Raw genomic sequence first — 20,649 nt, forward strand, 5'->3', positions numbered from 1 at the left:
GGTTTACAGTGCTGGAGCATATAGGGAATATCCGGATACCAAGGTAAGAAAATTAACATTGCAAGAGATAGAAAGATATATGTTTGAGCGTTAAATTGAATCTGGCTGACTGCTCCACTTTGTGGAGCTTTTTTAATTGTATCTTTTTGTAAAATCAGGAAAGGAAGTCGACACATAACAATCCATATGTTATCATAATAATAATGCAAGCAAGCGAAACGGAGGTATCCATGAGGAAGGAAGATATATGCAGCAGGGCAAGTCTATTGATACAACAGTTGATGGAGAGTTATATTTCCGGGGATCAGATGAAGATTGAAAAGATGTTTGAATATCTTTCCCCTGATATACTGGTGATTGGAACGGGGAAACACGAGTTTTATCATGGGCTGGAATCTTTGATCAACGGTCTGCAAAAGGATCAGAAAGAAGCAGAAGGAATTGACTTTATCATCAGAAATGAATGGTATGAGGCAAAACTGGTCAGTGAGGATGTCTGTATTGTATATGGAGAATTTGAAGCCGGTGAATCGGATGTTGAGGGAAAACAGGTGGTTATCAATATGGATACCAGGATTACCGCTGTTGTACACGCTGAGATTAACGGAAGATTAGTAATTGACAGCCTGCATCATTCAGTTCCTTATATTTATCAGCAAGAAGATGAGTATTATCCCAAAACATTTGCGAGTCAGGCAGAAGAAGCCATGCGGCGCAGCGCGGTGCTGGAAAAAGATATTCAGCTGGATTCGATGACAGGACTCTTTAACCGGAAATTTACAGAAAAGCATATCAGTCGTCTGCTGACGGAAGAGAAGGCAGATGGATTGCTGTTTTTGCTTGATTTAGATGAATTTAAAAAAGTGAATGACCAAAAAGGGCATCAGGCGGGGGATGCGCTTATTAAGCGCACAGCGGCTGTTCTCGAGGAACATGCAGGAGATTCTGATATCGCAGGCAGGATTGGCGGAGATGAGTTCATGCTGTTTGTTAAGGGGGTTCACAGCAGAAATGAAGGAACTCAGATTGCAGATCAACTGATTGAAAAGATCGGCATAATCTTTACCGGGATGGATTTGGAACAGAGCTGTTCCATAGGTATTGTCAGAGTTAGAAAAGGCGATTTGTCATTCACAAAAGCATATCATAATGCGGATAAAGCATTATATAAAGCAAAAGAAGAAGGCAGGGGAACTTACTGCTGGTATGAGACCGAATGACAGAATAAATGATTAAAATACAATCTTATTTATAAAGAAAATGAAATATAGTGATACACCAGAAGGTGATGCGTTTGATATAAATGAAAGAGAGGCATACAATGGATAACCAGGAACAAAAACATAAACGTCGAGTAAGATATAAAGGGACTCATCCTAAAACATATAAGGAAAAATATAAAGAACTTCAACCGGAAAAATATCCGGAAACGGTGGCAAAGGTAATACAAAAAGGAAGTACCCCCGTGGGGATGCATATATCCATTTGTGTAAAGGAAATATTGGATTTTCTGCAGATAAAGCCGGGTCAGACCGGGCTGGATGCAACACTGGGATATGGGGGACATACACTGGAAATGATGAAATGTCTGAAATCCCAGGGTCATATGTATGCACTGGATGTAGATCCGATAGAAATAGTTAAGACCAGGGAGCGACTGGAAGGTTTGGGATTTGGATCGGATATATTGACAATTCTGCAGTTGAATTTTGCGGATATCGACCAGGTTGCCGGGAAAGCGGGAGCTTTTGATTTTGTATTGGCGGATTTAGGAGTCTCTTCCATGCAGATAGATAATCCGGACAGAGGATTTTCTTATAAAAAAGAGGGACCGTTAGATCTGAGGTTAAATCCGGAAAAAGGAATATCTGCAGCTGAACGCTTAAGAACAATTAGCAAGGAAGAACTGATGGGTATGCTGATTGATAATTCAGATGAACCTTATGCTGAAGAGATTTCTCATGGGATTATTTCTGAGATTAAGAAAGGAAAAGAGATCTCTACAACAACAAAACTCCAGCAAATTATAGGAGATGCACTGGAGTTTGTTCCTGCTGATCAACGAAAAGAAGCAATTAAGAAATCTTGTCAAAGGACTTTTCAGGCATTGAGAATTGATGTGAACAGCGAATTTGAAGTACTTTATCAATTCTTGGAAAAGCTTCCGGATGTACTCGCAAAAGGCGGACGGGTAGCCATACTTACATTCCATTCCGGGGAGGACAGGCTTGTTAAAAAGTCCTTTAAACAACTGTTCCGCGATGGCGTTTACAGTGAAATTGCAACAGAAGTTATTCGCCCGTCAGCGGAAGAGTGTAACATAAACAGCCGAGCCCGTTCAACGAAAATGCGATGGGCAATTAAAGCGTAAGCGGGATAGGACTGCGGTTTTTCTATAGAATATCAAAGTCTTTTTATAGGATTTACAGGAGCTGACAGTACTTCTTTGATCCGGGGAATCATTTTTTTGTATACTGATATCCGGCCTCCATGCAGTCTGTCATATATTCAAAGGTCAATAATCCTGCTTCATCAGGAAGAGAAGGCTTCAGGAGCAACAGCTCTTTTTGCGATAAACAATCCTTCAGATCTCTGCTCATAATGGAAAATGAATGCAGGGATACTTCAAAAATAGAGTTATTTGCTGGCTTCTTATAGTCATCGCCCAGATCTACGGCGATAATTCGTTTTTCATCGGCTGCCGCCAGTAAATCAACCGGAAGGTTATTAGTTACTCCGCCGTCTACCAACTGATAGTTTTCCAGTTTTCTAGGCTGAAAGATGGCTGGAACAGAGGAACTTGCCATCATGATGTCACCAAGTTTACCTGTGTGTTTCCAACGGACATGCTCCAGGGGATAAGTCCAGGCGAAATTGGTAAAAACGATGGTATCTCCACTTTCAATATCAACTGCCGGAATTACTGTTTTTATTTGGGCATCTGATAATGAAATATTATGGGTAAGTTCACATAGATATTCAGCAAGTTTATTTCCCTTTAACAGCCCCGTGAGGGTTACTGTTTTTTTGCATATCATTTGAGGAAAAATTTTCAGAATATTCGTATAGTCCGGATCAAGATAAGACAAACCGCGACGGGAGAGATGGGTGACAACCTTACACATCTCCGGGATACTCATTCCAGAGGCAAATAGACCGGTGACGATACTTCCGGCGCTGGTACCGGCAATGGAAGAAGGAAGAAGGTGTTCTTCATCCAGAGCTTTCAGCACGCCTACATGTGCCGCTCCTCTTGTGCCGCCTCCGGCCAATGCTAATCCATATTTCATGAAGCAACCTCCAATACCATGGTGTGGTATAATGTATGAGGGGGAAGACGAAAATATAACTGTCAGATGAGAGGAGAAAAATGAAATTAAAGGTTCTGGTTGATAATAATACTTATATTGATCAATATTATAAAGGCGAGCCTGCGGTTAGTTATTACATTGAGGATGGGGATCAATGCATTTTGTTCGATACAGGATATTCGGATGTATTGATAACAAATGCCAGGGCGATGGATATCGACTTAGGTAAATTGACGCATATTGTATTTTCTCATGGGCATAATGACCACACCAGAGGCTATAAGTTTTTGATGCAGCGGTATGTATTACCTGATGTTAAGATTCTTGCACATCCCGATTGTTTTAAGCCTAAGCGAGATGGTGCAGAAGACATCGGAGCACCTTTTTCAGAAGGGGAAATGAAAAAAAGCGGCAGTCTGATTTTATCAGAAAAACCAATCCGGTTAAATGAAAATCTGGTTTTTCTGGGTGAAATACCGTCTCTGAATGATTTTGAAAAAAGGGCCGAAATCGGAGAACAGAACAGCAATGGGGTATGGGAACCGGATCAGGTTCTGGATGATTCTGCACTTGTGTATCAGTCAGCGAATGGCCTGTTTGTGATTACCGGATGTTCACACAGCGGTATATGCAATATTATTGAGTATAGCAAACAGGTATGTAAGGAGAAGCGGATTCAGGGTATTCTGGGTGGATTTCATATATTTGACCGGGATGTGCGGTTAGAAAAAACGATCCGCTGCTTTCAGGAAAATCAAGTGGAAAATTTATATCCCTGCCACTGTGTTTCCTTTCAGGCGAAGGCGAAGATGAACGATGCACTTAATGTGACTGAGGTAGGAACAGGGTTAGAATTATCCTTATGATCTAGTTGAAAGGAAAGGTATGGTAAAAGGTGTGAATGATGAAGCCGCTTGGAACAGCATTTTGGATCGTGTATTTTATCTGTGGATTCAGTGATTTGGCTGACGGCTGGATTGCAAGAAGATACCAGGTGACCAGCAGGACTAATGGCGGCTGCTTCAGCATTAGAGGAATTGGCAATTCAGATAATAACAGAAAAATTAAATCGAAATATGCCTGGCATATGGGCATTATTATGGACGAAATAAAAACACCACTTTTTAATGAGCTTAGAAAAGCTATTAGAGAGTGGTGTATGTTTTATCATTGTGCCAATTGATCCAGAGATTTGAAAGTATAACCCATCTCTTCCCATTTGCTAAGAAGTTCATCCATAATATCAGCATTTGTTTTAGAAGTACTGTGAAGGAGGACAACGGCACCGGGATGGATTCTGCCAAGGAGTTTTTTGAAGGCTTCTTCCTTTGTAGGCTGCTTATCCTGATACCAGTCTACATAAGCAAGACTCCAGAAAAATGTTTTATATCCCATTTCCTGAGCCATTTTCAGGTTACTTTCACTGTATTTGCCCTGTGGCGGACGGTAGAATTTTGTGAGCGGCTGTCCAACGGTGTCCTGATAGAGCTTCTCAAGATCCTGTATTTCTTTTGAAAAGGATTCCATGGTAGACATTTTTGACATGTCAGGGTGATGATAGGTATGATTTCCGACGGTATGGCCTTCTGCTACCATACGTTTTACCAGGTCAGGGCTTGTTGAGAGAAAGTTACCCACAATAAAAAATGTCGCCGGAGCATTATGTTTTTTCAGAGCATCTAAAATAGCGGATGTATTCCCATTTTCATACCCTGCATCAAATGTCAGATACAGAACCTTTTCCGTGGTATCTTCTGCATAATAAGTATCGTATTTTTTCAGTTCATCAAAAGTAGCGTTTGCCACAGGCGGCTTACCCTCTTCCTGGAAACTAAGCCCCCAGTTGCCTTCCGCTGAGGACTGAATAGAGGTACTGACAGTACTGTCTACAATTCTGGCGGCAAAATGGCCGGCCAGAAATGCTGCCACGAATAGAAAAGCGTATTTAGCCAGTTTTTTACAAAGTGCGTGATTAATCTTTATCATATACATTCCCAAATTCTATTTATTTTATATATATTGGATAAATGGTAGAATCATGACTGTTTTGCATAAAAAGCCTTCTTTGCCTCTGTCAATGCCTGTCCCTGCTCTTTCCGTTAATAACTCATAAAAATGTTTCTTTATAGTGAGCTGTAAATAAACGTTCCGGGGAAACTTGTAAGTTCTTATCAGTAAAGGTTGATTTATAGGCTTAGGTAAGCTATGCTTTAGATACAGAGCAAATAATTTACGATAAGATTCCAAGGGAGCAGAGAGAAGTATGAAAGAGGAGATAAAGAAAATCATATTAGACTTAGGAGCGGATGTATGCGGTGCTGCGGATATGGAAAGAAGTATAGGGAAAAAACAAGCAAATTAGAAGGAGGATGCTTATGAAAAAAGCTGCGGTCAGTCAGGTACAAAATACAAGATATCTGCCACTCCCCAAGAAGGAGGTTCAGTACTGGAAAACAAGTGATTTATGTCGTCATTTTGGTATTCACTGCAGCCTGCAAAAAGAAGGAGCCAGGATAGCTGAGAAGCTGTTTCGGCGATTTGCCGTATTATATCAGCTGCCGCAGGATTATGGGAATGTGGCATCAAAGGCATATCTTCTTCAGGATATCCATAAAGGAGTTTTGGAAACAGCAAAAATTTTCCAGGCAGGTGATATTATTTTGACACATCCCCTGAAATCTCTGACGGAGGAGAAAAATCGGTTATTGGCAGCAACCATCAGCTGTGTTAATTCAGAGTCTCCTTTGGAAAAAGCCGTAAAATTCAGCATGAAAAGTGCAGGACTTAGTGTGGAGCAGGGCAGGAGCTTAAGGTTTCTGGTGGAAAGCGTTGTCCAGGCAAGGCAACAGGTTATGCAGCGGCAGGATAGCGGAAAAGGTGGTAAAAGAGAGTCCGGCCGCTATCCTTCCGATAATTTTTGTCAAAAGCTGTCGGAATATGTGGCAATACAGATACAGGAAATCACCAGACTAAGCAGTAATTCAAAGGATCTTTCGAAACCTGAAGTAATTCATGATATCAGAGTGGCATTTCGCAGGCTGCTTTCCCTGTCGGTAATATTCAGCGGATATATGAATGACAGATGGCAGCAGGAGTGCATTTTAAAGTTAAAGGAAAATCTCAAGATACTGGGCAGTCTTAGGGATCTTGACATTATGCAGGAAAAGTGTGTGTATTTTTTGAAAAAAAGTGGATATACCATAAAAGAAATTCCTGTTTTGTGGAAAATGATTGGCGAGACCAGAGACAGACGTTTAAGTGAGGTAAACCGGCATTGCAGTTCAATCGCATATGAAACATTCTTAAGGGATATGGAATCCTATTTAGAAACAGGTGTATGCAGGCCGGTTTTGAAAAAAGCAGCTAAAGTAATGATATTTCAGAACAGGCAGGTACTGGAAGTCAGCCTGTTGCAGTGTTATATGCAATTAAAAGCTTATGATGAATGGATCAACGGGCTGGTTGTTCCGGAACCGGTATTGCATCAGATGCGGATTGCTTTTAAAAATATGCGTTATGTACTTGACTTTTTCCGGGAAGAATCAGGAGAAAAAGGGGAAAAGCTGATGGAAAGCTGTACCTGGTTTCAAACTGTGATCGGAGGCCTGCATGATGAAACGGTATTAATAGACCGCATGGAGCATCAGTTAAAAAATTTGAAAATGCAGGGAGCCGGAAAAAAGGAGTTGAGAATCATAAAAAGTTTCATAAATTTTTCACGGGAAGAAAGAATGGCATTATTGGCTGTATTCCGAAAGAGATGGAAGAAATTCGCCGGAGAGGGTCTGTGACTGAGAAATTCAGATGGATGCAGATTGATACAGCTGGCTGAAATAAATATCCGGACAGACAATGGTATGGGCATTGCCGTATCGGAGAAAATAAGAGCAGGTTAAATAAATTACAGGAGAGAGTAGCAGAATGATTGAAAAATTTAACATAAGGCTTGAAAAGCCGGAGGATTACAGAACGGTGGAAGAGTTGACCCGGGAAGCATTTTGGAATGTCTATGTACCTGGTTGTACGGAACATTTTATGATTCATAATCTGAGGAACCATAAAGAATTTATCAAAGAGCTGGATCTGGTTGCAGAACTGGATGGTAAAATTGTGGGACACATAGCATACAGTCTGGGAGCTATTGTTACAGATGCAGGCGAGGCATTTGAGGTGGTATGCTTTGGACCGGTAAGTGTACATCCGGATTATAAAAAAAAGGGAATCGGTTCTGCTTTAATTCGCTATTCACTGGATAGGGCGAAGGAGTTAGGATACCAGGCAGTGTGTATATTCGGTGATCCCCGCTATTACAGCAGGTTCGGATTTCATTGTGCGGAAAAATATGAAGTTAAGACAGAAGATGGCAAATATGCAGTACCAATGCAGCTTCTGGAACTAATACCCGGAGTACTGAAGGGCATCGAAGGAAGATTTATAGAAAGCAGTGGATTTGAAGTAAATGAAGAGGAATTTGAAGCATTTGAGAATACCTTTCCGCCAAAAGAAAAAAAGGAGGAGGAATCCCAGATTGATTTCAGGGTTTTGGTAAACTTAAGATTCTAAAAATAAGATGGGATACTGCAGAAAAACAGCTGGGCACTTAGTGGTCCGGCTGTTTTTCTGCCTGAAAACTATAGCGTACACTTTCAGCTTAAATTTGGGTTTAGCTGAGGAAGGGGACGCTTTGTAGAAGGAGATGGTGCAACGGAAAGATGGGAGTGGGAAACTTGTATGGACTCCGTCAGCTGGCCGCAGAACTGGTATTTTCTAACCTTTCCGAAGCGCTTTTTGGCGGCACGCGGGTATTCACCGAGAAACCCTGATGCATTTCTCGGTTCAGTACCCGCTTAGTATCCGATGGGAGCCAGTCGAATACTATCCGCCAAAAAACACTCCGGAAAGGTAAGTAAATACTCAGCTCTGCTCTACGCTTCCTCCGTCCATACAAGTTTCCCACTCCCATCTTTCCGAGATTCATGTTACCGCCACAAAGCTGAATTTCTCAGCATGGTTGGACCCCTGGGCTGTGGCAGGCTGTTCTTTATTGGATGCAGCGTAGTATGTTTCGGCTATTTAAGCGTAAAAGGAGATGAAAGTTTGCTACTTTTTCTGGAATGAAGAAACAAATCACTGTGATAAGTCCAGTTGCTTTATGTTACTCGTTCTCAGCATGATAGATTCCCTGGGTGTAGATGGATGTTCTTTATTGGATGTAGAGCGGTATATTTTGACAATTTATGCATAATAGAAGATGAAAGTCTATTCCTTTTTCTGATTGCAGAATATAAAACAAATCCCGTTCTCAAGATCAGTTGCTTAACACCAATATTGTTCAGCATGCCACAACCCCAGGGTCCCACCACGCTGAGAAAACCAGCTTTGTATCAACGAATGCTATCTCGGAAAGAGAAGGGGGCGAGCCAGGATATTGATTTGGAAGGCGTATAGCAGAGCTGAGTATTTACTTACCTTCCCAGAGTGCTTTTTGGTGGATAGTATTCGACTGGCTCCCATCGGATACTAAGCGGGCAGTGAGCTGCGAAATGCATCAGGATTTCGCAGCGAATGCCCGCGTGCCGCCAAAAAGGGCTCTGGGAAGGTTAGAAAATGCCAGTTCAGCGGTAAGCCTTCCAAATCAATGTCCTGGCTCGCCCCCTTCTCTTTCCGTACACTACCTATCATTTACAAAGCGTCATTACTCATCTAAACCCAAATATAATAAACCAACAGAGAGCAGGTGCATTCAAAACTGATAAAACAATCCTCAAATAAATAGTAAATTAAATTATTTTATAATAATCTAAAAAACACACTTGACAAAATTATGTACATTATATATAATTCAAATTGTAGAGCACACGTGTACGCAAAAAATGTTCACCAAAACGAGACTCGATTAAAACAATATCCGGGGGGACTATTGGTGATAACCACTAGAGCAATTTTTTAATATGCTCTAAGGAGACTGGTGCAAAATGAAGCAATGAACCAGCCAGTATTGATTCTATATGGAGGTAGAATATGAAAGCAAAAAAGTTTTGGAGTTTATTATTAGCAGCAAGTTTGACAGCAGGTGCATTAGCAGGATGCGGGGGAAGCACTTCTGGAAGTAAAGAAACAACATCTGAGAATGGGAAGGAAGCATCTGAAAATTCGAAGGCTGCAGGTGATGCTGGAAGTACCGGTGAAGAAAAAGGGACAGACACACCAGCAGCCTCCGGTGAGCAGTCATCCGACGGGCAGTCATCCGACGGACAATCACCCGATGAGCAGTCTTCCGGTGAAGCAGTGACCCTGGACTTCTGGAATGTATTTACCGGCTCGGATGGAGACATTTTGAGAGAAATCGTGGACAACTATAATGCCGCGAATACAGATAACATTACGATTAACATGGATATCATGCCGAACGATACCCTTCAGCAGAAGCTGCCTGCAGCAATTGCCACCAATACAGCACCGGATTTTGTTCTCTTCGGAATTGAAAATATTGCACCTTATGTGAGTAATGATTCCCTGGAGGATATCAGCGATTTTTGGGAAACAACAGGAGTGGACAAAACGAATTTTCTGGATAATGTGGTGGATCTTTCCTGCGTTGACGGAAAATTATACGGGGTGCCCATGCAGTATAACGTACAATACCTGTATTGGAATAAAGATATGTTTACAGCGGCCGGACTGGATCCGGAAACTCCGCCCGCAACTATGGAAGAATTGGCACAGTTTGCAGAAAAGCTTACGGACGAGTCCAAGAGACAATACGGACTGGCACTGCCTACCAATGTTACCTATATGCAATTCTTATGGGCAAATGGAGGAGATGCCGATGACCCGGATAAAAATGAAAACTTACTGGATTCAGAAGCAAATGTTAAAACTTTAGAATGGCTGCAGGATCTGGCTGTAAATAAAAAAGTAACTCCCATGAACCTTACGGGACCGGATGCAGATACAATGCTTCAGGCAGGACAGATCGCAATGTATATGAGCGGGCCATGGCAGATTAACGGTTTAAAAGAAGCAGGAATTAATTTCGGAATAGCACCTTGTGTATCCGGCAGTGCGGGAGCTTTTTCACCGGCAGGAGGATGCAGCTATATGATTCCCAAGGGAATTGATGATACGAAAAAGGCAGCTGTTTATAAGTTCATGAAATATTGGCTGTCAGATGATACGTTAAAAGAATGGTCCCAGAGAAACGGTTTCCCGGTTTGGTCTAAATCACTGATGGAAGACCCGGAAATTAAAAATGATGAGGTATTGAACTCCATATCCAAGGCAACAGAGATAGGAAGATCCTATAATCTGGGTTATTCTTTAGCAAGCCAGATCGATAACGATGTCATGATCCCAATGTTTGAAAAGGTGATCACAGGAGCGGCAGCCCCGGATGCAGCATTAGGGGAAGCAGTTACGGCAATGGATAAAGTTCTGGGCAAATAAAAGTTACCGGAAGGCAGATCCATGCTCTATCACAGGCGGGACCTGTGATATGCAGGAGGTATAGGTTTGAAAGAAAATCGCTTTCAAACTATTAATTAAAGAATAGCGCAAGTCAGCTTGTGCTATTCCGGGGGATAAGAATGAAGAAAAGAAAAAAATATCGGCCGCATTATCAGAAATGCGCGTATTTGTTTATTATGCCGTCGATGATTATTTTAACAATATTTGTGTTCATTCCACTGGTGTCATCGCTGGTGATCAGCCTGTTGAATATGAATATCTTTATGAAGGATATTTCTTTTGCAGGTCTCACAAATTTCAAGCAATTATTTCAGGATTCACGGGTGGGGAATGCTACTTTTAACAGCTTGTATTTTACACTGTTTGAAGTACCTCTTCAAGTAGGGCTTGCACTTTTGCTGGCAATGTATGTGGCTAAAAATAATAAGTATACAAAGTTATTGCGGTCTACTTACTATCTGCCCTTTGTTTGTTCCATGACAGCCATCAGTATTGTATGGTCTATGCTTCTGGACCCCAACATGGGACTTGTTCCTTACTGGCTGGAGCAGATCGGACTGGATTCCGTATCTTTTTTAAAGGATCCGAATCTGGCTATGCCAACGGTTATTGTGGTTACTGCATGGAAAGGATTTGGTTATACACTGACACTGATTACGGCAGCTGTCCTGAATATATCGGCATCCCTTTATGAAGCGGCTGATATGGATGGTGCAGGACAGTGGAAAAAATTTATACATATTACAATTCCGGGAATATTTCCTACGATCAGCTTTTGTGTGGTCACGACGACCATAAGCGCCCTGCAGGTATTTGACCAGACCTATGTCATGACCCAGGGAGGTCCGCTGAACAGGACAGAGACTGTGGTACAGTATATTTATGACAGAGGTTTTCAGACAGCACCATATGATCTGGGGTATGCGTCTTCCATTTCCGTATATCTCTTTGTAATTATAGCCGTTATCACCTTTGTCCTTAAAAAGTTAGTATTGAATAAGGGGGAAGAAGCCAATGATTAAAAAAAGATCCCTGGGAAATATAGTTGGTGTTATTTTAACATTGTTTGTTGCCCTTACGGTTGTCATTCCTATTTTATGGCTGCTGGTATCTTCCTTTAAAACAGATGTGGGTGTAATTCAGTATCCACCGAAATTTTTCCCGGTGGAATGGACGCTGAATCAGTTTAAGTATGTTACAAAAAGTATCCCCATATTTGATATGACAAAAAATACCGTGATTTTTGCAGGAGCGGTAACGATACTCAGTGTATTTTTTGATTCCATGGCGGGGTATGCATTTGCCAGGATGAATTTTAAAGGATCCAACATTATTTTTTCCATTATATTGCTGACGATGATGGTGCCCTTTCAGATTATCATGACACCCCTTTATATTGAAGTTTATAAATTGAATCTGCTGGATACTTATCTTGGACTGATACTTCCAAGAGCCACAAGTGCATTTGGTATCTATATGATGAGGTCATTTTTTGCAGGACTGCCAAAATCTATTGAAGAGTCCGGACGTATCGACGGTATGGGAGAATTCCGGATTTACTGGTCATTGATGCTTCCGCTATGTAAGCCGGCGATTGCAAGCCTTGGTATTTTTCATTTTATGAATAACTGGAATGATCTGCTTTACCCGCTGATGATGACCAGTTCTGCAAATAAGAGAACGTTGTCCGCAGGTCTTGCTGTTCTCGTTGGCAATAAGGTAATTAAATACGGTCCGACCCTTGCGGCGACTTTAATCTCACTGGCACCATTATTAATATTGTATATATTCTGCCAGAAATATTTTGTGGAAGGAATAGCCACAGCTGGTATGAAAGAGTAGAGGTTATGAGTGAAAGAAGAGAAGGACATTTAAATTAATAAGTCAAATTTTGGTTGAAAGAAAATGATGTCATAGAAAGGAAGCCACGGTGAGATTCTTTCAATCTGTATAAGTGTGGCAGTATTGCAGGCAAGCCGGCAATATGCAATGGGTATAAACATGCAGAAAGCAGTTATGATTGTAAACAAAAATTTCAGAAAAGGAAAGATAGATAAACGCATTTATGGTTCTTTTGTAGAACATATGGGACGTGTGGTGTATTCCGGTATCTATGAGCCGGGACATCCTTCAGCGGATGATGATGGTTTCCGCCAGGATGTTCTGGAAAAAGTAAAAGAAATGGGAGTTACGGCAGTCCGTTATCCGGGAGGGAACTTTGTTTCCTGTTACGACTGGAGAGACGGTGTAGGCCCGGTAGAAGAAAGACCCCGCAGGCTGGAAATCGCATGGCGTGCAATCGAAACAAATGAAATTGGTACAAATGAATTTATGAAGTGGGCAAAAAAAGCGGAGATCGAACCTGTTTTCGCAGTGAATCTGGGTACCAAGGGGATTGAAAATGCAGTTTCCTTTGTAGAATACTGCAATATCCCGGAGGGTACATTTTACAGTGATATGCGTAAGGCTCATGGTGTAAAAAACCCTTACGGTATCCATACATGGTGCCTGGGTAATGAAATGGATGGAGACTGGCAGATTGGGCATAAGACCGCGGAAGAATACGGGCGTCTGGCACAGGAAACCGCAAAAGCGATGAAACAGGTGGACAGCAGTATTAAGTTAGTCTCCTGCGGCAGTTCCAAATCCGACATGGCAACTTATCCGGAATGGGAAGCTATAACGTTAAATTATACCTATGATTATGTAGATTATATATCTTTGCATCAGTATTACGATGGACAGGATAAAGGGACACCTTATTTTCTGGCACAGTCTTTGGATATGGAACGCTATATTAAGACGGTGATCGGAACCTGCGATTATGTGAAGGCAAAAAAGCGTTCGGAAAAAGAATTGTTCATTAGTTTCGATGAATGGGGTGTGTGGTCAATGGCAGATGTGGAAGTGGCTGCCCAGGTAGACAAAAGTCCGTGGCAGGTAGCGCCAAACCTCAGTGAGCAGATATACAGTATGGAAGATTCTCTTTTGTTTGCCAGTATGCTGATGAATTTCCTGAAATATGCAGACCGCATTAAGATTGCATGCCAGTCCCTTCTTACCAATATCAGTGCAGCTATTATGACGGAAAAAGGCGGCGGGGTTTGGGTGCAGCCTATCTTTTATCCATTTTCCTATACTTCCAGATATGGAAGAGGAACAGTCTTAGCGGAAGTATTTGACTGTCCGTCCTATGCCTGTGAACGGTTTGGTGAGGTGCCTTATGTAGACAGTGTAACGGTATATAATGAAGAAGAACAGGAAGTGGTATTTTTCCTGGTCAACCGAAGTGAAGACGAGACCATCTGTTTTGAATGTGAGCTTCAGGGATTTGAGATAAAGGGAATAACGGAGCAGGTAACTATGAGCTGTGAGGATAAGAAAATGACAAATTTAATCCGGCACGATGCCGTAGAGCCACGCAGGATAACCGGCGGAAAAGTAGAAGGAAACCGTCTGGTATGTGAGCTTGCCCCCCTGTCCTGGAATATGATCCGGGCAGCAGAGCGTATTTAAAGCACATACGGGTGACTGGAAATCAGCAGTTTCCGGGTATGGAAATAAATATTGTAAAGCCACATGGATTGTATTAGAATAAATGTATTCACAAGCCATACTACTGCGATATGCGAGGGGGTAAATGTGAACAGGTTCACATTACTCATTTAGGCAGTATCGCATGCAGGCTTACGATATGCAAGGGGGCAGAAAGATGGGAATAACAACGAAAGATCTGGCACTGCTATGCGGGGTGTCCAGAACAACCGTACATAGAGCGCTTCATAATACAGGAAGAATTAATGAAGAGACAAAAGACATGATTCTGAAAATAGCGAAAGAACATGACTATCGTCCCGACATGCTTGCAAGAGGTCTTGTTAAGGGAAAAACATTTTATATCGGAGTTGTTATTATGGATTCCGACAACCGCTATTTTTCCCAGATGCTAAATGCGATTGTACGGGAGGCCAGGAAGATCGATTATTCTGTGAATATCACATTCCATGAAAATAAAGTAGAAATAGAACGGGAACAGCTCTGCCGGCTGGCGGATTATCATATGGATGGAATTATTCTTTCCTCCATTAACAAAGGGGAAGCGTATAAGGAATTTTTAAAAGGTCTTGAAATCCCCATTGTAACCATTGACAATAAGGTGGCAAAAGGGATCCCTTTTGTTGGAATAGACGGGAAAAAAGCTGCAGCTGAAGCAGCGGAAAAAATTGTAAATAAGAAATATGAGCGGGTAATCTTTGTATGCCCGCCACTGGCTGATGCCCAGAGAGAGAATGTCTATGTACATGAAGAAAGAGCAAAGGGATTTAAAGAAACAATGGATCGATACCCCCATGTGGAACAGGGGCTGATTCAAAGCTGGGAATACTTAGAGCCTGCATATCAGGAACTTAAGAACACAGATAAAAGGACTGCTTTCTTCTGTACTTCCGATATGATCGCATTGGAATTAATGAGATATCTTCAGATGAAGGGGAAAAAGGTAGTAGAAGATTATGGAATCATGGGATTTGATAATATTGATATTCTTCGATATGTATCGCCCAGATTATCCACAATTTATAATTCCGTGGAGGAAGTTGCACAGACTTCCGTAAGCCTTCTGCTTGATCTCATCAATGAAAAGAAAGTTAAAAAAGAACGTATAGTGAAGTACAGGCCGGTGGATGGAGATACACTGGGCTGAACTCCTATATGGCAGCGGAGGTAAAATGGAATTAAAAGAAGGACTAAAATATAATACACCATGGATTATGCAGAGGGCTGATCCATATGTTTACCGCCACAGCGATGGATGGTATTATTTCACTGCATCGGTGCCTGCATATGATGGAATCGTACTGCGCCGCTCTAAAAGTTTAGAGGAACTGCCTTTTGCAGAAGAGACAGAGATCTGGCACAAGCATGGGCACGGGAAAATGAGTGAACACATCTGGGCACCAGAGCTGCATTATCTGGATCAGAAATGGTACCTGTATTTTGCAGCAGGTGACAAAGAGGATATATGGGCGATCCGTCCCTATGTATTGGAGTGCGGTGATGAGAATCCGATAACGGGAATCTGGACTGAGAGGGGAATGATGCAGTGCGCCGATGAAGATGAATTTTCGTTTCGTGGATTTTCCCTGGATGCAACCGTATTCGAGAACCTGGGAAAGTACTATTATGTATGGGCTGAAAAAGTAGGTGTTGGAAAGCAGATATCCAACCTATACATAGGAGAATTGGAAACACCGTATAAATTAAAATCAGTTCAGGTGCTGCTGACTACACCGGACTATCCATGGGAACGGGTTGGTTTCTGGGTGAATGAAGGACCGGCTGTGATTAAAAATAATAAGCAGATATTCCTGACCTATTCGGCAAGTGAAACAGGAATTGCTTATTGCATGGGGATGCTCAGTGCGAGCGAGGACAGCAATCTGCTGGATCCATTATCCTGGAAAAAAGAACGTATGCCTGTTTTATCCTCAGATGAAGCTTATGGGATCTATGGACCCGGGCATAATTCATTTACGAAAGATAATGATGGAAATGACATGATGGTGTATCATGCGAGAACGGAGAAAGAAATTATCGGGGATCCATTGTATAATCCAAACCGCCACGCAATGTTAATGCAGGTTAAATGGAATGATGAAGGATTTCCTGTTTTTCGGTTTGAATAAAAGAGGTAATAAATACAAAGACTTCCGGCAGAATTGCGATCTGTCGGAAGTCTTTGCGTTTAACGTTCTTTCATTTCAAAAAAAATAATATGGGCTTCTGATTGTGCCTGTATGGTCAATTTTCCGGCAGAGATTTCTGCGGCATCCCTTTTCTCTAACGTAACTTCATTTAATTGTGCCCGTCCTTCAATTAATACCAGATATGCCTGGCGTCCCGGAAGGATTTCATACTCCAGGGATTGATTTTGAATAAGCTGGGTTACAAATATATTTATATCCTGATGAATGCGTATTGGCGCTGTACCATCTTCAGATGATACAATCTGGAACCACTGATTCAGCCTGTTAATCCAGGGAAAAGTATAGTCACCATATTGGGGAATATATTCTGCTGCATCCGGTAAAATCCAGATCTGCAGCAGGCGCAGGCGTTCATCTGATTCATTTAATTCACTGTGATAAATGCCGGTTCCGGCACTCATGTACTGTATGTCGCCCCGGGTAAGCGTCCGTTTGTTGTCCATACTGTCGCCGTGGGTGAGTTCACCGTCAACCACATAGGTGATGATTTCCATGTTTTTGTGGGGATGTGTGTCAAATCCGGTGTGTGCCTGTATTAGATCATCGTTTATGACACGCAGTGCACCGTATTGAATATTGTCGGGATTGTAGTATTCGGCAAATGAAAAATGAAACCAGCTGTTTAGCCATCCAAGTTCACTTCTGCCCATTTTACTGTGGTCAATTTTCTTTATCATTGGAAACCTCCGTTTAATTATACGCTCTAATGTATAGTTACCTTTTCATCTCACTTGTTCCCCGCTTTATTTGTAGTATACACACATCATAAGCTTTTAAACTGCAAAAGGCAATTCTTTTTGATAATGAATTTAATAAATTTTTTATAATTAAAGGATTGACAATTTATTTAGGTGAGCATATACTTATCAATGTAAATGATTAACTAAGTTAACTAATATCGTGGATAAATAATAATCACGGTATGTAATAGGGAAGTGGATAGAGAAAGGAGTGTGGATATGAGTGAAAAAAATTTAAAAGAAGAGTTTATCCGGGCAGCACATCGTATGCGAAAGCTGAATATGAGCCATGTGTTCTCCAATGTATCACAAGGGGAATTCTTTGCACTGGAAATGATTCGCAAATGTCAGGAGAGAGCCGGAGAGGGCAGGGGAATCATCGTGTCTGACCTGGCCAAGAGTCTACGGGTTTCACCGCCGGCAGCATCAAGGACCCTGCGTAATATGGAAGAAAAAGATCTGATACGAAGAGAAGTAGACCGAAATGACCGCAGAAATACCTATGTATATCTTACGGAAAAAGGAATGGAAAGGCGGGATATGGCAGCAAAAGCCATGGATGACTTTTCCGAACGGGTCATGAAACGCATGGGAGATGAAAATGTAGAAATGCTGATCAGCCTGATCAATAAAATGACTTCTGTTATGGAAGAAGAATTGGAAGACAGCGGGAAAGGAGATAAGGATGAAGAAACTCTTTAAATATTTAAGTGAGTGTAAAATGCTGATCCTGTGCATTGTACTGCTTTTGATTGTGCAGGCATACTGCGATCTGGCATTGCCATCTTATACCTCGGACATTGTAGACGTAGGGATTCAGCAGGGAGGTATTGCCAACGTGGCTCCGGATCAGATGCGTCAGGAAACGATGGATAGTCTGTGTCTGTTTTTGACAGAGAAAGAAGAGGAAACGGTGAAAGCTGCTTATGATAAGCAGGATGATGGTTACCTGCATCTAAATAAAAAAGGTAAAAAAGAAATCGAAAAACTGGATGAAATGCTGGGAACACCTATGCTGATGCTTTCTTCTGCAAAAGAGTCCGGGAAAGTGGATATTGACCAGATAAAACAGGCACTTGCATCCGGAATGATGACAAAAGATCAGATTCTTCAAATGAAAGATCAGGCGCTGGAGAAGTTTGGGGACTACAGTGATTCCATTATAGAACAGAAAGCATTACTGTTTGATAAGGAAGAGTATAAGGCAATGGGGATTGATCTAGGGAATTACCAGACCGATTATCTGATACATAAGGGGCTAATGATGCTTGCACTGGCCATTGTATCCATGATTGCTGCGGTCTTCGTGGGAATGCTGGCGTCTTACACCGCCGCAAAGATTGGAATGACGCTGAGAGGCCGGGTATTTAAGAAAGTACTGTCATTCTCCAATACGGAGATGGATCAGTATTCTACAGCATCTCTGATAACACGCAGCACCAATGATGTTCAACAGATTCAGATGGTGTCCGTAATCCTTTTGCGTATGGTTCTATATGCACCGATTCTGGGCATAGGCGGTATAATGAAAGTCGGGTATACACAAACGGGCATGGGATGGATTATCGGTGTGGCTGTAGGGGCAATTATCCTGTTAGTGGGAATATTGATTTCAGTTGCAATGCCTAAATTTAAGAAAATGCAGATTCTGGTGGATAAAATGAATCTGGTTTCCAGAGAAATCTTAACTGGAATTCCTGTTATCCGTGCATTCAGCAGAGAAAAATATGAAGAGAAACGGTTTGCTGATGCGAATCTGGATTTAAAGTCTACTCAGTTATTTACAAACCGTGTTATGACTTTTATGATGCCGGCAATGATGCTGATTATGAACTGTATTACAGTTATGATCGTATGGTTCGGCGGCAAGGGAATTGATGCCGGCAACCTTCAGGTTGGGGATATGATGGCATTTATTACGTATACCATGCAGATTGTAATGAGCTTCCTGATGCTAACCATGATTTCAATCATGCTTCCAAGAGCAGGCGTTTCCGCAAACCGTATCGATGAAGTAATTGAGACAGATGTTGTGATTAAGGATAAAAAAGATACATTGGATAATACCATATCACATTGGAAGGGAATCGTTGCATTTGAAGATGTGTCCTTCCGCTATCCGGGCGCTGATGAAGATGCCCTGGAACATTTGAATTTTACTGCCAGACCGGGACAGACCACTGCAATTATCGGAAGTACGGGCTGTGGGAAATCCACTTTGATCCATCTGATTCCAAGATTTTATGATGTGACCGGAGGCAGAATTACTTTGGATGGTGTGGATATCCGTGACTTATCCAGAAATAAACTGAGGGATATATTAGGGTTTGTGCCCCAAAAAGGAGTACTTTTTTCAGGAGATATTGAATCAAATATTAAGTTTGGCGGGGAAGATATTCCCGATAAATATATGGAAGAAGCAGCCGGGATAGCACAAGCCACAGAGTTTATCGATACAAAACCGGATAAATACCACAGCAGCATATCTGAAGGAGGAAGCAACGTTTCAGGAGGACAGAAACAGCGTCTTTCCATTGCAAGGGCAATTGCGAAAAAGCCAAAAGTATTCCTCTTTGATGACAGTTTTTCTGCTTTGGACTACAAGACAGATGTGGTTCTGCGTAAGGCATTGAATGAAAAGATTGCAGATGCTACTGTCATCATTGTTGCACAGCGTATCAGTACGATTCTTCATGCAGATCAGATTATCGTCTTAGATGAAGGCAAAATAGCAGGAATCGGTAACCATGAACAATTACTGGAAAGTTGTGAAACTTATCTGGAAATCGCCAGATCCCAGTTATCGGAAGCAGAATTGAAAGGAGGCGCAGCATCATGAGTGAAGGAAACAACCAGCCGCCAAAAATGAAAACAGGGCGCCATGGACCTGGTTCCAGAATGGTTCCGGGGGAAAAGGCAAAAGATTTTAAAGGAACAATCCGCAAACTTGCAGGATATATGGGAAGTTATAAAATTGCGTTGATCGGCGTATTTATATTCGCAGTGGGAGGAACAATTTTTGGAATTCTGGGACCTAAGATTCTTGGTAAAGCAACAACGGAATTATTCAATGGCCTGGTAGCGAAGATATCCGGTTCGGGAGGAATTGATTTTACAAAAATTGGACGTATACTGATTTTAATGTTGGGCTTATATCTATTCAGTTCCTGCCTGTCCTTTGTACAGGGATGGATTATGAGCGGTATTTCACAAAAGCTGTGCTACCGTTTCCGTGAAGAGATTTCCAAGAAAATTAACAGGATGCCGATGAAGTATTTTGAGTCCAAAACTGTGGGTGAGGTTTTATCCCGCATCACAAATGATGTGGATACGCTGGGACAGAGCCTGAATCAGAGCATTACCCAG

The 20,649-nt window shown here is 41.8% G+C and carries 18 protein-coding genes; 15 read left to right on the forward strand and 3 right to left on the reverse strand.

Annotated elements, in window-relative coordinates; translation table 11 throughout:
• Window positions 1-230 precede the first annotated feature (230 nt).
• Entirely contained in the window at window positions 231-1,220 is a 990-nt protein-coding gene (locus RHS_RS19035; protein WP_044293208.1) for a diguanylate cyclase domain-containing protein, read from the forward strand.
• Window positions 1,221-1,321: 101 nt separating this feature from the next.
• The gene (rsmH, locus tag RHS_RS19040) at window positions 1,322-2,371 is read left to right on the forward strand and encodes a 16S rRNA (cytosine(1402)-N(4))-methyltransferase RsmH (protein ID WP_027293303.1); all 1,050 of its coding nucleotides are present in this window, start codon (window positions 1,322-1,324) and stop codon (window positions 2,369-2,371) included.
• 88 nt (window positions 2,372-2,459) lie between these two features.
• Here the strand turns inward: rsmH and RHS_RS19045 are convergent, their stop codons facing one another.
• Window positions 2,460-3,290, reverse strand: coding sequence for a patatin-like phospholipase family protein (locus RHS_RS19045; protein ID WP_047834061.1), 831 nt, complete (start codon window positions 3,288-3,290; stop codon window positions 2,460-2,462).
• Between the two features lie 80 nt (window positions 3,291-3,370).
• On the opposite strand from RHS_RS19045, the gene RHS_RS19050 reads away from it, so the two are divergent.
• Together RHS_RS19050 and RHS_RS19055 are read left to right on the forward strand one after the other, a co-directional pair.
• On the forward strand, window positions 3,371-4,177 hold the full coding sequence (locus RHS_RS19050; protein WP_027293305.1) for an MBL fold metallo-hydrolase: 807 nt from the start codon (window positions 3,371-3,373) through the stop codon (window positions 4,175-4,177).
• 35 nt (window positions 4,178-4,212) lie between these two features.
• Entirely contained in the window at window positions 4,213-4,494 is a 282-nt protein-coding gene (locus RHS_RS19055; RefSeq protein WP_138001876.1) for a CDP-alcohol phosphatidyltransferase family protein, read from the forward strand.
• Here the strand turns inward: RHS_RS19055 and RHS_RS19060 are convergent.
• A complete protein-coding gene (locus tag RHS_RS19060) occupies window positions 4,479-5,297 on the reverse strand; it encodes a polysaccharide deacetylase family protein (protein WP_044293204.1) in 819 nt (272 codons plus the stop codon). The genes RHS_RS19055 and RHS_RS19060 overlap by 16 nt on opposite strands.
• Window positions 5,298-5,686: 389 nt before the next feature.
• On the opposite strand from RHS_RS19060, the gene RHS_RS19065 reads away from it, so the two are divergent.
• The 8 genes from RHS_RS19065 (at window position 5,687) to RHS_RS19105 (ending at window position 16,462) form a co-directional block, all read left to right on the forward strand.
• Entirely contained in the window at window positions 5,687-7,102 is a 1,416-nt protein-coding gene (locus RHS_RS19065; RefSeq protein ID WP_047834063.1) for a CHAD domain-containing protein, read from the forward strand.
• A gap of 130 nt (window positions 7,103-7,232) precedes the next feature.
• The gene (locus tag RHS_RS19070; RefSeq protein WP_044289253.1) at window positions 7,233-7,874 is read left to right on the forward strand and encodes a GNAT family N-acetyltransferase; all 642 of its coding nucleotides are present in this window, start codon (window positions 7,233-7,235) and stop codon (window positions 7,872-7,874) included.
• 1,458 nt (window positions 7,875-9,332) lie between these two features.
• The gene (locus RHS_RS19080) at window positions 9,333-10,757 is read left to right on the forward strand and encodes an ABC transporter substrate-binding protein (protein WP_047834064.1); all 1,425 of its coding nucleotides are present in this window, start codon (window positions 9,333-9,335) and stop codon (window positions 10,755-10,757) included.
• A 140-nt stretch (window positions 10,758-10,897) separates the two neighbouring features.
• Entirely contained in the window at window positions 10,898-11,800 is a 903-nt protein-coding gene (locus RHS_RS19085) for a carbohydrate ABC transporter permease (protein ID WP_044289254.1), read from the forward strand.
• On the forward strand, window positions 11,793-12,620 hold the full coding sequence (locus tag RHS_RS19090) for a carbohydrate ABC transporter permease (RefSeq protein ID WP_044296806.1): 828 nt from the start codon (window positions 11,793-11,795) through the stop codon (window positions 12,618-12,620). Before RHS_RS19085 ends, RHS_RS19090 begins: the two co-directional genes overlap by 8 nt.
• 147 nt (window positions 12,621-12,767) lie before the next feature.
• Window positions 12,768-14,294 (forward strand): alpha-N-arabinofuranosidase, encoded by a 1,527-nt coding sequence (locus RHS_RS19095; RefSeq protein WP_395022980.1) that lies wholly within the window; start codon window positions 12,768-12,770, stop codon window positions 14,292-14,294.
• 196 nt (window positions 14,295-14,490) lie between these two features.
• A complete protein-coding gene (locus RHS_RS19100; protein WP_027293312.1) occupies window positions 14,491-15,480 on the forward strand; it encodes a LacI family DNA-binding transcriptional regulator in 990 nt (329 codons plus the stop codon).
• Between the two features lie 25 nt (window positions 15,481-15,505).
• The gene (locus RHS_RS19105; RefSeq protein WP_047834065.1) at window positions 15,506-16,462 is read left to right on the forward strand and encodes a family 43 glycosylhydrolase; all 957 of its coding nucleotides are present in this window, start codon (window positions 15,506-15,508) and stop codon (window positions 16,460-16,462) included.
• A gap of 59 nt (window positions 16,463-16,521) precedes the next feature.
• Here RHS_RS19105 and RHS_RS19110 read toward each other — a convergent pair whose 3' ends face one another.
• Window positions 16,522-17,220, reverse strand: coding sequence for a pirin family protein (locus RHS_RS19110; RefSeq protein WP_047834066.1), 699 nt, complete (start codon window positions 17,218-17,220; stop codon window positions 16,522-16,524).
• A gap of 282 nt (window positions 17,221-17,502) precedes the next feature.
• Here RHS_RS19110 and RHS_RS19115 point away from each other — a divergent pair, with 282 nt between their 5' ends.
• The 3 genes from RHS_RS19115 to RHS_RS19125 form a co-directional block, all read left to right on the forward strand.
• Complete coding sequence (locus RHS_RS19115) at window positions 17,503-17,985, forward strand: MarR family winged helix-turn-helix transcriptional regulator (RefSeq protein ID WP_027293315.1); 483 nt, start codon at window positions 17,503-17,505, stop codon at window positions 17,983-17,985.
• A complete protein-coding gene (locus tag RHS_RS19120) occupies window positions 17,969-20,122 on the forward strand; it encodes an ABC transporter transmembrane domain-containing protein (protein ID WP_047834067.1) in 2,154 nt (717 codons plus the stop codon). The genes RHS_RS19115 and RHS_RS19120 overlap by 17 nt, the downstream gene beginning before the upstream one ends.
• Window positions 20,119-20,649 (forward strand): ABC transporter transmembrane domain-containing protein (locus tag RHS_RS19125; RefSeq protein ID WP_047834068.1); only part of this gene is annotated, 531 nt, incomplete at its 3' end. The genes RHS_RS19120 and RHS_RS19125, both read left to right, overlap by 4 nt.

Origin of the sequence: Robinsoniella sp. RHS (assembly GCF_001029355.1) — a bacterium.
Classification (GTDB): Bacteria; Bacillota; Clostridia; order Lachnospirales; family Lachnospiraceae; genus Robinsoniella; species Robinsoniella peoriensis.

Excerpts from the sequence above, each read along its gene's own strand:
- RHS_RS19110 (WP_047834066.1), bottom strand. The coding sequence starts at position 17,220 with ATGATAAAGAAAATTGACCACAGTAAAATGGGCAGAAGTGAACTTGGA.
- RHS_RS19105 (WP_047834065.1), top strand. The coding sequence starts at position 15,506 with ATGGAATTAAAAGAAGGACTAAAATATAATACACCATGGATTATGCAG.
- rsmH (WP_027293303.1), top strand. The coding sequence starts at position 1,322 with ATGGATAACCAGGAACAAAAACATAAACGTCGAGTAAGATATAAAGGG.
- RHS_RS19065 (WP_047834063.1), top strand. The coding sequence starts at position 5,687 with ATGAAAAAAGCTGCGGTCAGTCAGGTACAAAATACAAGATATCTGCCA.
- RHS_RS19115 (WP_027293315.1), top strand. The coding sequence starts at position 17,503 with ATGAGTGAAAAAAATTTAAAAGAAGAGTTTATCCGGGCAGCACATCGT.
- RHS_RS19050 (WP_027293305.1), top strand. The coding sequence starts at position 3,371 with ATGAAATTAAAGGTTCTGGTTGATAATAATACTTATATTGATCAATAT.
- RHS_RS19060 (WP_044293204.1), bottom strand. The coding sequence starts at position 5,297 with ATGATAAAGATTAATCACGCACTTTGTAAAAAACTGGCTAAATACGCT.
- RHS_RS19045 (WP_047834061.1), bottom strand. The coding sequence starts at position 3,290 with ATGAAATATGGATTAGCATTGGCCGGAGGCGGCACAAGAGGAGCGGCA.
- RHS_RS19035 (WP_044293208.1), top strand. The coding sequence starts at position 231 with ATGAGGAAGGAAGATATATGCAGCAGGGCAAGTCTATTGATACAACAG.
- RHS_RS19100 (WP_027293312.1), top strand. The coding sequence starts at position 14,491 with ATGGGAATAACAACGAAAGATCTGGCACTGCTATGCGGGGTGTCCAGA.
- RHS_RS19055 (WP_138001876.1), top strand. The coding sequence starts at position 4,213 with ATGATGAAGCCGCTTGGAACAGCATTTTGGATCGTGTATTTTATCTGT.
- RHS_RS19080 (WP_047834064.1), top strand. The coding sequence starts at position 9,333 with ATGAAAGCAAAAAAGTTTTGGAGTTTATTATTAGCAGCAAGTTTGACA.
- RHS_RS19095 (WP_395022980.1), top strand. The coding sequence starts at position 12,768 with ATGGGTATAAACATGCAGAAAGCAGTTATGATTGTAAACAAAAATTTC.
- RHS_RS19070 (WP_044289253.1), top strand. The coding sequence starts at position 7,233 with ATGATTGAAAAATTTAACATAAGGCTTGAAAAGCCGGAGGATTACAGA.
- RHS_RS19120 (WP_047834067.1), top strand. The coding sequence starts at position 17,969 with ATGAAGAAACTCTTTAAATATTTAAGTGAGTGTAAAATGCTGATCCTG.
- RHS_RS19085 (WP_044289254.1), top strand. The coding sequence starts at position 10,898 with ATGAAGAAAAGAAAAAAATATCGGCCGCATTATCAGAAATGCGCGTAT.
- RHS_RS19090 (WP_044296806.1), top strand. The coding sequence starts at position 11,793 with ATGATTAAAAAAAGATCCCTGGGAAATATAGTTGGTGTTATTTTAACA.